Raw genomic sequence first — 13,324 nt, forward strand, 5'->3', positions numbered from 1 at the left:
CTAATTTTAACACTGTAAATGTAAGTGATATGGAAACAATGGCTAACAAAATTGCTATAGAAAAGACTAAATCTTCAAAAATCCAAGATATTGATTTTGACAATCTTTCCTTTGGAAGTGTCTATTCGGACCATATGTTGGTTTGCGACTATAAAAACGGCGAGTGGAACACTCCAAAAGTGGTTCCTTACCAACCTATTACGCTGGATCCTTCGGCCAAAATCTTCCATTACGGACAGTCCATTTTTGAGGGAATGAAAGCCTACAAGGATGAGAACGGGAAGGTTTGGCTCTTTAGACCTTTGGACAATTGCAAAAGATTGAACAAATCAGCACAACGTTTGGCGATTCCGGAAATACCGGAAGCCCATTTTATGGAAGGGCTACAAACCTTGATCCAATTGGAAAAAGATTGGATTCCTCAAAATCCCGGAAGCTCTTTATATATTAGACCGTTCGTTTTTGCATCTGGCAATGGTTTCCATGCATCTCCTGCGGACGAGTACAAATTTATAATTGCCTGTGCGCCTTCTGGATCTTATTTTTCAGGTAAAGTAAAAGTATTGATCGAGGAGACCTATTCCAGGGCAGCAAACGGCGGTGTTGGCTACGCCAAGGCGGGCGGCAACTATGCCGGGCAGTTTTACCCTACCAAACTTGCGGCCGACAAGGGTTACCAGCAAGTAATCTGGACAGACGACAATACCCATGAATTTATTGAAGAAGCGGGCGCTATGAATGTTTTTGTGCGGATCAACGATACATTGATGACAGCACCTACAAGTGATCGTATTTTGGATGGTATCACAAGAAAGAGCATTTTAAAAATTGCAGAGGATGAAGGTATAAAAACCGAAGTCCGCAAAATTTCGGTACATGAACTTGTTGAAGCTGCAGAGAACGGATCCCTAAAGGAAATGTTCGGAGCAGGTACCGCAGCTGTAGTATCTCCTATTTCTGGATTCGGTTACCATGGAAAGGATTACGAACTTCCCGAAGTGGATAACAGCTACGCGTCCTTATTGAAAAAAAGAATCACGGATATTCAATATAACCGATCAGAAGATAAATTTGGATGGCGACACGAAGTCATCTAACAAAAAAGGCGCCGAAACGGCGCCTTTTTTATTTATCCATTATCGTTTGAATATCCGGTCTGGTATAGTTTGGCCCTTTGAGCACTTTCCCGTCTTCCCTATAAATAGGTTTCCCATCCGCACCAAGCTTGCTCATATTGCTTCGCTGTATTTCCTCGAACACCTCTTCAATTTTGTATTGCATGCCATGTTCCAAGATCGTCCCACATAAAATATACAACATATCCCCCAAGGCATCGGCCACTTCCACCAAATCGTTATTATTGGCCGCTTCCAAGTATTCCCGATTCTCTTCGTCCATTAAATTAAATCGCAGTAGATTTTTTTCTTCTCCCAAATTGGCTTTTGGCTGTTGGGAAACTCCAAGCCCAAAAGAATTGTGGAATAATTCCACGGCTTTTATTTTACTTTCCATTATCTAATTTTGATTTAGCTTTGCATAAAATTATAAAATATGTTCAGTACAGGACAGATTGTTTTTGCAGCTTTGTTTTTTATTGCTTTTGTGGCAATTATCTCCCTTTCTTATCGAAAAGACAAAAAATTGCACAAAAAAAATTATAAAGGTGTTATCTGGATTCTTGTTTCTTTTCTGATTTTCATAGTTACACTGTTCCTTATTAAATTTTTTCTCAAAAATTAACAGATTAATTGCAATCGCAACAAAAATCCTCATTTTCACAACATTAACAGCCCTTGGATTTCGTTCTTATAGGAAAACCCGTACTTTTGTTTAACATTATTTTAGCACCTAACCTAAATGACTGTTTTTCTTAGTATACTTTTCGTATTGCTCACCATTAATGCCATTCTTTTGATTTTCAGCGTAAATGGTGCCAAGGAGACATTTACAAAACCGATTCGTAAAATTTCCGAATCTACCACTACCAAGCTTTTTCCTCGGGAGTCTTTAGAAACCGAATACAAAAAAGCGGTTTAGTTTGTAACTTTGAGGCATGAAACAGGCCTTACTTGTTTTTTTAGGAGGAGGATTTGGCAGCGTATTGCGCTATCTAGTATCAAAACCCCTCAATTCCATTTCGCAGAATTTCTTTATCGGTACTTTTACAGTTAATATTTTGGGATGTCTTATCATCGGGCTTGTTTTAGGTTTTTCCGCTAAAGGCGATATACTCTCCGAGAACAACAGCCTATTATTGGCCACAGGTTTTTGTGGTGGCTTTACCACTTTCTCCGCATTCGCTTTTGAAAAGCATACATTTTTAAAAAGTGGCGATTACCTTAATTTCGCTATTTATATGATGGCCAGTATTATCCTTGGTATCTTGTCGGTTGTTTTAGGTTTATGGTTAGCCAAACAACCTTAGCCGTTACAAACCAAATCATATTAGTTAATTTTTGTTAAATATTGAACATTTTATAGTCTTAAACAGCTTTTTTGTGAAAAATATCAAAGTTTTAACACTATATGTTAACATAAGATCAACAAATAATTGATAAAAGTTTATTATAAATTGGATACCCCTAAATTATTAGGGGTATTTTTTTTATAGTAATAAAAATCACGACAACTACCCCTCTTTTTATAGCCTCTTTGTTTAATTAAGATATATTTGAAACAACAATTAACTACTTAATTATGAAAAAAGTCGAGGCAATTATTCGAAAATCCAAATTTGATGAGGTTAAAAAAGCCTTACATCAAATTGAGGTCAACTTCTTCAGTTACTGGGATGTAACAGGAGTTGGAAATGAAAAACTTGGACACGTCTATCGTGGTATATCGTACAGCACTAGCGAAATACAACGAAGGTATTTGGTTATCGTGGTCAGCGATGACTTTCTGGAAAAAACCGTGAATGTTTTATTGGATACGGCAAGCACTGGTAATGTTGGTGACGGAAAAATATTTGTCTCCGATGTGATCGAAGCCTATCGAATAAGGACCAAAGAAAGCGGAAGCGCAGGAATCAACTAACACTAATAGCCAAAAACTTAAAAACTTAGATTATGATTGTACAAGAACAAGAAGCAATAGACAAAGCCGTGGAAGCCATTACAGGCGATATGGGAGCTTTATGGATAACCCTTGCGGCCATTTTGGTATTTTTTATGCAGGCAGGGTTCACCTTATTGGAAATTGGTTTTACACGCAGTAAGAACACCGGTAACATCATCATGAAAAACATAATGGACCTGGCCGCTGGCTCCGTTATGTTCTGGGCCGTAGGTTATGCCATTATGTATGGCAGCGACCTTGTAGGTGGCGGTTTTTTTAGATCCAGCCCGTCAGATCAGGGGTACTTCTTTTTTAGTGCCGACGATTGGTACAACCTTTTCTTCCAAACAGTTTTCTGCGCGACCGCAGCAACCATTGTATCGGGTGCTATTGCGGGTCGGACCAAATTTTCCACGTATCTAATTTTTTCTGTTATCCTTACCACACTTATCTATCCTATCTCCGGTAGCTGGTACTGGCCTTTCGACGACGATGCCTGGCTCAACACTGCAGGATTTGTTGATTTTGCAGGTTCTTCGGTAGTACACGCCGTTGGTGGTGCGGCAGCCTTGGTGGCAGCGATACTAGTAGGACCCAGAATCGGAAAATATGTAGATGGCAAGGCACAAGCAATTCCCGGTCACAACATGGCGTTCGGTGCATTGGGTGTTTTCATCCTCTGGTTAGGATGGTTCGGGTTCAACGGAGGTTCACAATTGGCCTGGGGCGGAGATGATACCATTGGAGCCACTAGTGTAATCATCAACACCAACCTGGCTGCTGCAATAGGAGCCATAGCCGCCTTGTTTTTTACATGGGCAAGGTATGGGAAAGCCGACATTTCCATGACACTCAATGGTGCTTTGGCCGGTTTGGTAGGAATTACCGCCGGATGTGGCTCAGTAAATGCATGGGGAGCGCTTGCCATTGGTTTGATCTGCGGTATTGTAGTGGTGCTGTCCATCGAACTTATTGATAAAAAACTTAAGATAGATGATCCCGTGGGCGCGATTTCAGTTCACGGAGTATGCGGTTTCCTTGGAACTGTTTTAATCGGCCTATTTGCACTTGACGGCGGATTGTTCTACGGAGGAAGCGGAAAACTTTTATGGGTACAGACCTACGGGTCATTGGCCTATATTATTTGGGCTGCCGTTGCATCTTTTATAGTTCTCTTTATTTTAAAGAAAACCATTGGGCTACGAGTGTCCGAACAAGAAGAAATTGACGGCTTGGACATTCACGAACATGGCGTGGAAGCCTACCCGGAACACATTTCTCAAGATAAATAGCCCTACAAATAACCAAAGATTGCCAAAGGAAACGGAGCGTTCTGCCAAACGCTCCGTTAAATAACCTTTTCAAACACAACTCACTATAAAACAACTAACGGTCCTTAATAAAAAGGACAACTTAAAATGATCATGATATGAAAACGATTATGAATACAAATTTCGGAAAAATTATGGCGATTGCCATAATTTCAACACTATCATTTTCTGTCTCTGCACAGGAAGAAGAAACCACCTCCAAGTTTAGCCTTAGCGGGTCTGTTGATGCTTATTACAGAACTACCTTTAAGGATGCTGGAGAAGCGGATACCGCAACTTTTACATCCTTTGCCAACCAAACTGGTTTTGCACTGGGCATGGCCAATCTTGTAGGCACCTATGACATGGGAGACACTGGTGTCGTAGTTGACTTGGTTTTTGGACCTAGAGGTACCGAGGCCACTTTTGAAAATGATGTACTTAACGGCATCATCAACCAGGCCTATGTGTATTGGAATGTCTCCGAAGGTACGACCTTGACCATGGGTCGTTTCAACACCTTTTTAGGGTATGAGGTTATCGCCCCACAGGCAAACTTTAACTATAGTGTTTCTTACCTGTTCTCCAACGGACCATTTTCGCACTTGGGCATAAAAGCAGATTTTGCCCTATCGGACGATGTAAGCTTAATGCTTGCGGTAATGAATCCATGGGATACCAATGATATTAGTGATTCTGGTGAATACTCCTTGGGTGGCCAACTAGGTTTTTATGATCAATTCCTGAACCTATATTACGATAGTGGAAAAAGTGGTGGCCTTGGTTTTGAAGTTGATTATACCGGTGGATTTGATGTGACCGAGGATTTCTTCTTCGGCATCAATGCAGCCTATAACGACAATTCCGAAACAGGAACTGGTTTTTATGGAGCTGCGATCTACCCACAATTGACGACTTCCGATAGTTTTGCCATTGGGCTTCGCGGTGAATACATGACCTTCACTGATGATGCCCTTGAGGACGACTCCCCAGTTCTTGGTTTAACGTTGACCGGAAGTTTTACAAAGGAAAATCTAATAATAAAACCTGAGGTACGCTTGGATACTTGGGGCAATGACCTTGAGCCCTATGCGGATGGCGACGGAGATTTTACCAGTAATCAATCTTCATTTTTGATCGCTGCGATCTATTCCTTCTAACCTCAATGCTAGTTAAAAAAACAACGAAAGCCTTATTCCATTGGGATTAAGGCTTTTTTTAATCCTTTATAAAGTTTTTCACTCCTGCTCTCACATTAGTTCTCAAATAATTTTGCCTTGGCACTAGAGGGCAGGAGTACTTTTTATTATAAACACAATAAGGGTTGTATGATTTATTAAAATCGATTACCAATGTATCCCCCTCTGGGATGGTCAAATCAATATACCTGCCCCCTCCATAGGTTTCCTCTCCGTTGGTTTCGTCCATAAACGGCAAAAACAGGTAATCTTCATAACCTTCTTCCCCCATCAAATCCAGACTTTGGTACACTTCCAATTTATGTTCCTTTCCGTTGAGCCTAAAGTGGGCAATGCCGTAAACTACTTCTTGGGACTGCAAATCGGTCGTACTGGGCATCATAAAAGGAGTGGCATCAGGGGTACGTTCAAAACGCGCTTTGACCAGGTAGGTCGTATCCGGCTCAAAAAAATCCAAACCCTCAAAATTCTTCCTGTATTTGTCCGGTAAGGGAGATGTATCCGGATCTTTCAGACTTTCATTTTGCTCCTTTTGATACTTTAAAATATCCGCTACCAAATCCGATGTAACGGGCTCGACTTTATCATTGTCGTGATACTTTTTACCTTGTCCGCAGGAAATCAAAAAAATGACCGAAAGTAATATGGTATATTTCATTCAGAAAGTATTTGTACAAAAATACGGTTCTAAACCAAATCAAGATAACTGAATTATGCGGACATTTAGTTTTCTTCTATCTTAATGTGGTATCTGGCATCATCCAAATACTTTGAGACCATTTCGTTGAACTCGGGCATAATCCGGAAGAGTGCGGTATGCTCTATATTATAAAGTTTTTCTTTATCCTTAAACCCTTTTTTTAAAAGCTCTTCCAAATAGAACAAGGAGGTTCCAAAATCATCGTTCTTTGCGCTCAACGATATGGTTTTTAGGTAGTATTCGTAATTACCAGGTTCTAAAATTGTTTTGAGCATGTACAAAAATGCCAAAGCATTTTCATCGACGACCTCCTCAGCCATTTCTATGCTTATATTATCTTCGGCAAGGGCATTTACAAAACCTTTTAACCTATGCCCCATTTGTTTTTCGAACGGTTTGCTCCCATCGATAAACTTTTCGATCTCTGTTTTTTGATATTTCCACCACCCCAAATTATTGTAATTGTGGGTATAAAGGTCTTCATCCATATAATATTGATAATCTTCCTTTAGCATGTTCTCTTGTAAAAAAGCGGCGTTTTCCGCCCGTTTCATTACTTTGTATTCCTTGCTTCTTCTTAAATCACGCTGCACAGATCTAAGTGAGTCCATATTTTTCATGGCGCGGTACATGGACATCATTTCGGTTATATATTGCTCTTTCCAGAGCAAATCCCCGATTTTACCGAGTTGATTTAAGTGGGCGATATCTTTTTTAAAAGCTTTTTCCATATATAGGGTATCCTTTGGAATTCTATTTCGGCCCATGGCATCCAAAGTAAAGAGTTGCATTGCTTTCTCCAGATATGCAACACCTGGCCACTCCCCATCTCCATCGTACAACAACACTTGATTTGGGAATTTAAATTGATCCAATAGTTTAGCATCGGTTAGCGTATAGGGGTACCGGTAATTTTCTTTGTTTACAATAGCGATAAAATGAAACGGTTCTTTCATATTAATCAGTTCCCTGTTGGCAAGGGATGCATTTATGGAGATAGCGCCATTCACAGCTTTAATGAGTATTGGCACCAAGCTGGCCAACTGCCCGCCGGAATCCTGACCTGCAGCGTAAATTCGGTCTGTATGTATGGGCAACATTTCCGTTATTCTTTTTATAGTGCCACTTGTGACCAGCATATTTTTTGTCAGTGATAAAGTGTCCGATAACTTTGGTGCCGCCAAAACATAACCTTCTTTCTCCGCTGCCATAACAAACATGGAAAGTGCACTTTTTTCTTCGCCTTTGGTATCGGTGACCAAAAGCAAAGGCCACTTCTTATCCATGGAAAATTTTTTCGGAATAAATAAGGAATACGTGTTTTCGGTAGTATCGTTCAGTGGAAGGTTTTCAATTATTTCCCCCTTTTTTAAAACCATTTGTTGCGAAAAGACAGAAAGTGTGCAAAAAACAGTCAGAATTGGTAACAAATACGTTTTTTTCATAACTCAATTTTATCAAAAATCTAGCCAAAGTCTGTTTCGAAATCATCAAATTAACAATTCGTTACTTACTCCCCCTGCTTTTTTTGATAGGGGCGTTGCTTACCACACTGGATAGCACAATATGGGTCCTACACTCTCCATATACGATGAGTTCGTCTATAAATTTCTCCAAATGGGACTGATCTTTTAGAATTACTTCCATAATTATATTCTCGTTGCCCGTGATCCGATAACAATTCACCACTTCTTGATAAGTTTTTACCTTATCCAAAAACGGTTTTAATTTACCCATAAATGCACGGAGCATTATTATGGCCTTTAATTGATAACCTGTTTCTACATAGGAAATATTGGCGCCATAATTTTCAATAATTCCGAGGTCTTCCATTTTCTTTACACGTTCGGCCACAGCAGGCGGTGTCAGCCCAATTTTCCTTCCAATATTGGCAAATGATTCCCTTGCATTTTGTTGTAAATGATTTAGTATTTGCCAATTCAAGTCATCTATCTTCATACGCAAAGTAGATTAGTTATATTTTTTTGCAATCGAAAGTAAAATCGACCAATTGCTTTTATAACAAAAGTAAAAAAATTCTAATCGTGTGTAATTTTATGTTTCAAAATTGCTGTGAAATCATGGAGAGAAATTCTCTTAACTCCCTTAGTATCTACCGTAAATCTTTGGCGCTACGCGACATGAGCGAAGCTGTGGCCTCGTATTTTGCGCAGAACAGAGAAATTTTATCATTTCGCAAAATCGATTCTTTTAGGGACGACATCTCCAAATCCCTTATGGCAGATGCGGATCTGATCACCAAAGAGGTCGAGCAAGCCGCATTGAGCAGCTGTCCATCGGTCAGAATGAAGAGCCTATCCTACGTCAACATTATGACCCGCAATATTCTCGCCTACTGCAATGGTTTGGAAAGAGATGGGGTAAAAGAAAAAGAATACCTGAACCTCCTTCGAAAAGAAATCCGAATCTTTCGGATTTCCTTTAAAAAATGGAGAAAGTCCTTGATTTCCAAGAACGATTAAGCATTACTACATATTTCTGCGATACTGTCCGCCCACTTGAAAAAGGGCTTCGGTAATTTGACCCAGCGAACAGTATTTGGACGCTTCCATCAGTTTTTCGAAAATGTTCTCGTTATGGGTTGCTACTTGCTGCAATTCGCTTAACTGTGTTTTTGCTTTTTGCGCCTCTCTTTTATGGAGGTTTTCCAAGGTTTTAATTTGATTCTCCTTTTCTGTTTCGGTAGCTCGGATAACCTCGGCGGGCAAAATGGTAGGGGAACCCTTGGAACTCAAAAAGGTATTTACTCCGATTATAGGGTATTCACCGGAGTGCTTCAAGGTCTCGTAATGCAAGCTCTCTTCCTGAATTTTTGAGCGTTGGTACATGGTTTCCATAGCTCCCAGAACGCCGCCCCGCTCCGTAATCCTGTCAAATTCCATTAAAACTGCCTCTTCCACCAAGTCGGTTAATTCTTCAATTATAAAAGAGCCTTGAATTGGGTTTTCATTTTTTGCGAGGCCCAATTCCTTATTAATGATCAATTGAATGGCCATGGCCCTGCGCACAGACTCTTCGGTAGGTGTGGTAATGGCCTCATCATACGCGTTGGTATGCAGTGAGTTACAATTATCGTAAATGGCATACAAAGCTTGGAGGGTGGTACGGATATCGTTGAAATCGATTTCTTGGGCGTGCAAGCTCCTTCCCGAAGTCTGGATATGATATTTAAGCATTTGTGCCCTTGGATCGGCCCCATATTTTTCCTTTAATGCCTTGGACCAAATACGTCTTGCCACCCTTCCGATTACGGCATATTCCGGGTCCACCCCGTTGGAAAAGAAAAATGAAAGGTTTGGTCCAAATTTATTGATATCCATTCCACGGCTCAGGTAGTATTCCACATAAGTAAAACCATTGGAAAGAGTAAATGCCAATTGCGTGATAGGATTGGCACCTGCCTCCGCAATATGGTATCCCGAAATGGAAACCGAATAAAAATTTCGGACTTGCTGCTCAATAAAATACTCCTGCACATCGCCCATTAAGCGCAATGCAAATTCGGTTGAAAAAATACAGGTGTTCTGCGCTTGATCTTCTTTTAAGATATCTGCTTGTACCGTACCCCTAACCTGGTTCAAAGTTTTTTGTTTAATAGCTTCATATACCGCTTTCGGGAGCACCTGGTCTCCGGTCACGCCCAAAAGCATTAACCCCAATCCATTATTTCCCTCGGGCAAATCGCCATAATATTGGGGCTGTTCTACACCCTTGGCCTTGAATATGGATTGCAGTTTGTTCTTCACTTCTTGCTCCAAGTTATTTTCCTTGATGTACTTCTCACAGTTTTGATCTATGGCGGCATTCATAAAAAATGCCAAAAGCATAGGGGCGGGACCATTAATGGTCATGCTCACCGAGGTCATTGGACTACTCAGGTCAAAGCCGGAATACAGTTTTTTGGCATCGTCCAAACAACAAATGGAAACTCCGGCATTGCCTATTTTGCCATAAATATCGGGTCTGTGATCGGGGTCATTACCGTACAGGGTAACGGAATCAAAGGCCGTGGACAACCGTTTTGCGGGCATATCCATGCTCACATAATGAAAGCGACGATTGGTCCGTTCGGGTCCACCTTCACCGGCAAACATTCTTGTTGGATCCTCCCCTTCTCTTTTAAACGGGTACAAACCAGCTGTGTACGGAAACTCACCGGGTACGTTTTCTTGTAAAATCCATTGTAAAATATCGCCCCAAGCCTTGTATTTGGGCAGAGCTACTTTTGGAATCTGACTATGGGATAGTGACTCGGTATGGGTTTTTATTTTTACTTCTTTATCCCTTACTTTAAATGAGTAAACTTCGGATTTATAGCGTTCTACTTTTTCTCTCCATCTTATAATGGCATCCCAATGCAAGGGATTCAAGTGCATTTTTATCCGATCAAACTCTTTGATCAGCAGCTCGACCAATTCGCCCGAAGCTTCATTTTTGATGTTCGACCGAATTTCATCTTCGTTCAGCCCGGATTTATCCAAAAACAATTCTTCGGCACGTTCTTGATCTATTTCCAAGGTAGATGTGATGGTCAAAAAGACTCCATAGAGTTTTTGGGCTATCTTGGCTTCGTACTTGGCCTTTTCATCATAACTCCTATTGTTCTCGGCAATTTCAGATAAATATCGGGTACGTGCCGGTGGGATCACATAGATTTTTTCGGCCATTTCTTGTGTGATCTCCATCTGAGATTTTAGGTTGGAATCCGCTTTTTCTTGCAGTGTATCCATCACCATTTTATACAAGCTGTTCATCCCAGGATCATTGAACTGCGAAGCAATGGTTCCAAAAATAGGAAGTTCATCTTCATTGGCATGCCACAGTCCGTGGTTACGGGCGTATTGCTTTTTTACATCGCGGATAGCATCGAGGGCTCCCCTTTTATCAAACTTATTTATGGCCACGATATCCGCAAAATCCAGCATATCTATTTTCTCCAATTGTGTGGCGGCTCCAAATTCCGGGGTCATCACATATAGGGAAACATCGCTATGTTCCAATATTTCGGTGTCCGACTGACCTATCCCAGAGGTCTCCAACACAATTAGGTCATATTTTGCCGCCTTGAGCACATCAACAGCTTCCGCTACGTATTTGGACAAGGCCAAATTGGATTGCCGAGTGGCCAAAGACCTCATATAAACCCTTTCGTTGTTGATAGCGTTCATACGGATCCTGTCCCCCAAAAGCGCACCCCCGGTTTTTCGCTTAGATGGATCTACGGAAATAAGCCCAATGTGTTTATCGGGGAAATCCATTAAAAATCGGCGCACGAGTTCATCCACCAGGCTGGATTTACCAGCTCCTCCTGTACCCGTAATTCCCAAAACTGGAACGTTTCCTTTTTCCTTGGCAATAATAGCTTCAAATTTTTCGAATTCTTCATGACGATTTTCTGCCAAAGAAATTAAACGAGCCAATGTATTTGAATCCTTTTCTGCCAATTTGTTTTCCAAGGACTCTCCTTTGGAGAGAGGCATATCGGGGACTGCTGTATCACATCTTTGAATCAGGTCGTTGATCATGCCCTGAAGTCCGAGTTCACGTCCGTCATCCGGAGAATAGATACGTTCGATCCCGTATTCCATCAGTTCTTTTATTTCATCGGGCAAGATTACACCGCCACCGCCGCCAAAAATTTTGATATGTCCAGCACCTCTTTCCTTCAACAAATCGAACATATACCTAAAATATTCGTTGTGCCCTCCTTGGTAAGAGGTCATCGCAATGGCGTTGGCATCCTCTTGAATGGCGCAATCTACCACCTCGGCCACACTCCTATCGTGTCCCAAATGAATTACCTCCACTCCTGTAGCCTGGATAATTCGCCTCATTATATTAATGGCCGCATCATGGCCATCGAACAAGGAAGCTGCCGTTACAATTCTGATTTTATGTTTGGGTTTATAAGGTTCTATTTGTTCCATCTGTAATAAAAGCTGAAAATTTGCTCTGCAATTTACGGAAAATGCAATTGAAAATTGATTTTGATTAAGATTATACAAAAAATATTGTAAGTCTGGGCTTGCTATTCTGAATATCATAATTTTACTCACTTAATTATACCGCATGAAACTTACCGTTCTCATTAATTGCCCTGACCAATCGGGGATTATTAGATCCGTAACCACTTTTATCCATAAACAAAAAGGCAATGTTGTTTACTTGGACCAGCATGTGGACAAACAGGCTGGGGTATTTTTTATGCGCTTACAAAGCGAGTTCGAAAAAACGGTCTCCTTAGACCATTTTAAACATGATTTTGAAAAGGAAGTCGCTCATGGATTCAATATGGAATGGGATGCTTATACTGATGGCCATCAACCAAAAATGGCTGTGTTCGTTTCCAAGTACAATCATTGTTTATATGATCTACTAAGCCGATATAATTCGGGCGAGCTATCGGTCGAAATTCCTTTTATACTGAGCAACCATAAAGATTTGGAATACGTCGCGGAACAATTCAACATACCTTATTTCCATATTCCCGTGACCAAGGAAAACAAAGCAGAAGCCGAGGACAAACAACTTGATCTTTTGAAAAAGTTTGATGTAGATTTTATTGTGCTGGCAAGATATATGCAAATTGTATCCCCAAAGGTGATCAATGTTTTTCCACAACGAATCATTAACATTCACCATTCCTTTTTACCAGCTTTTGCGGGGGCAAAGCCGTACCATGCGGCTTTTAACCGAGGTGTAAAAATTATTGGGGCCACGAGTCATTATGTTACAGAAGATCTGGATGCCGGACCCATTATTGAACAAGATGTGACCACAGTTTCCCACACCCACTCGGTTAAAGATTTTATTGCCAAGGGAAGAGACTTGGAGCGCATTGTACTATCGCGTGCAGTTCAACTCCATGTTGCCCGAAAAACTATGGTGTACAATAATAAAACTGTTATCTTTTCCTAACATCTGAGATTAAAATACGAGCTGTCCCATAAGCTTGTTTTCATCAATCTGCACCTATGATCATCACCAGTTTTTCGGATTCTCACGACCATTTGAGGCGAATCCACTAATATTCTGAA

At 40.8% G+C, this 13,324-nt stretch carries 13 protein-coding genes; 8 read left to right on the top strand and 5 right to left on the bottom strand.

All coding sequences use genetic code 11. The features are described 5' to 3' along the window. Positions 1–29: 29 nt before the first annotated feature. Positions 30–1,097, top strand: coding sequence for a branched-chain amino acid aminotransferase (locus ABTP35_RS02135; RefSeq protein ID WP_375334409.1), 1,068 nt, complete (start codon positions 30–32; stop codon positions 1,095–1,097). 28 nt (positions 1,098–1,125) lie between these two features. Here ABTP35_RS02135 and ABTP35_RS02140 read toward each other — a convergent pair whose 3' ends face one another. After that, positions 1,126–1,512: a nucleoside triphosphate pyrophosphohydrolase family protein gene (locus ABTP35_RS02140; RefSeq protein WP_338193492.1), complete on the bottom strand. Its 387-nt coding sequence runs from the start codon at positions 1,510–1,512 to the stop codon at positions 1,126–1,128. A gap of 345 nt (positions 1,513–1,857) precedes the next feature. Between ABTP35_RS02140 and ABTP35_RS02145 the strand changes: the two genes are divergently transcribed. From ABTP35_RS02145 to ABTP35_RS02165, 5 genes are all read left to right on the top strand, one after another. Then, positions 1,858–2,037 (top strand): hypothetical protein, encoded by a 180-nt coding sequence (locus ABTP35_RS02145; RefSeq protein WP_293294216.1) that lies wholly within the window; start codon positions 1,858–1,860, stop codon positions 2,035–2,037. Positions 2,038–2,053: 16 nt separating this feature from the next. Then, positions 2,054–2,425, top strand: coding sequence for a fluoride efflux transporter CrcB (gene crcB / locus ABTP35_RS02150; protein WP_293294214.1), 372 nt, complete (start codon positions 2,054–2,056; stop codon positions 2,423–2,425). 272 nt (positions 2,426–2,697) lie between these two features. Next, complete coding sequence (locus ABTP35_RS02155; RefSeq protein ID WP_224835235.1) at positions 2,698–3,036, top strand: P-II family nitrogen regulator; 339 nt, start codon at positions 2,698–2,700, stop codon at positions 3,034–3,036. 32 nt (positions 3,037–3,068) lie between these two features. Continuing rightward, complete coding sequence (locus ABTP35_RS02160) at positions 3,069–4,349, top strand: ammonium transporter (protein WP_293294211.1); 1,281 nt, start codon at positions 3,069–3,071, stop codon at positions 4,347–4,349. A gap of 137 nt (positions 4,350–4,486) precedes the next feature. After that, positions 4,487–5,527, top strand: coding sequence for an outer membrane beta-barrel protein (locus ABTP35_RS02165; protein ID WP_293294209.1), 1,041 nt, complete (start codon positions 4,487–4,489; stop codon positions 5,525–5,527). Between the two features lie 58 nt (positions 5,528–5,585). Here the strand turns inward: ABTP35_RS02165 and ABTP35_RS02170 are convergent, their stop codons facing one another. The 3 genes from ABTP35_RS02170 to ABTP35_RS02180 all read right to left on the bottom strand — a co-directional run bounded on the left by ABTP35_RS02170 (position 5,586) and on the right by ABTP35_RS02180 (position 8,225). Then, positions 5,586–6,224, bottom strand: coding sequence for a DUF1684 domain-containing protein (locus tag ABTP35_RS02170; protein WP_293294207.1), 639 nt, complete (start codon positions 6,222–6,224; stop codon positions 5,586–5,588). Positions 6,225–6,289: 65 nt separating this feature from the next. Further along, complete coding sequence (locus ABTP35_RS02175; protein WP_375334410.1) at positions 6,290–7,645, bottom strand: alpha/beta hydrolase; 1,356 nt, start codon at positions 7,643–7,645, stop codon at positions 6,290–6,292. Between the two features lie 127 nt (positions 7,646–7,772). Next, positions 7,773–8,225, bottom strand: a complete 453-nt coding sequence (locus ABTP35_RS02180; protein WP_293294203.1) for an Lrp/AsnC family transcriptional regulator — start codon at positions 8,223–8,225, stop codon at positions 7,773–7,775. Positions 8,226–8,347: 122 nt separating this feature from the next. Here ABTP35_RS02180 and ABTP35_RS02185 point away from each other — a divergent pair, with 122 nt between their 5' ends. Further along, positions 8,348–8,749 (top strand): hypothetical protein, encoded by a 402-nt coding sequence (locus ABTP35_RS02185; RefSeq protein WP_224835241.1) that lies wholly within the window; start codon positions 8,348–8,350, stop codon positions 8,747–8,749. A 6-nt stretch (positions 8,750–8,755) separates the two neighbouring features. Here ABTP35_RS02185 and ABTP35_RS02190 read toward each other — a convergent pair whose 3' ends face one another. Further along, complete coding sequence (locus ABTP35_RS02190; RefSeq protein WP_293294201.1) at positions 8,756–12,214, bottom strand: methylmalonyl-CoA mutase family protein; 3,459 nt, start codon at positions 12,212–12,214, stop codon at positions 8,756–8,758. Between the two features lie 142 nt (positions 12,215–12,356). Here ABTP35_RS02190 and purU point away from each other — a divergent pair, with 142 nt between their 5' ends. Next, a complete protein-coding gene (purU, locus tag ABTP35_RS02195) occupies positions 12,357–13,205 on the top strand; it encodes a formyltetrahydrofolate deformylase (protein ID WP_293294199.1) in 849 nt (282 codons plus the stop codon). Positions 13,206–13,324: the final 119 nt, after the last annotated feature.

The sequence above is a fragment of the Flagellimonas alginilytica genome (assembly GCF_042134605.1).
GTDB lineage: Bacteria > Bacteroidota > Bacteroidia > Flavobacteriales > Flavobacteriaceae > Flagellimonas > Flagellimonas alginolytica.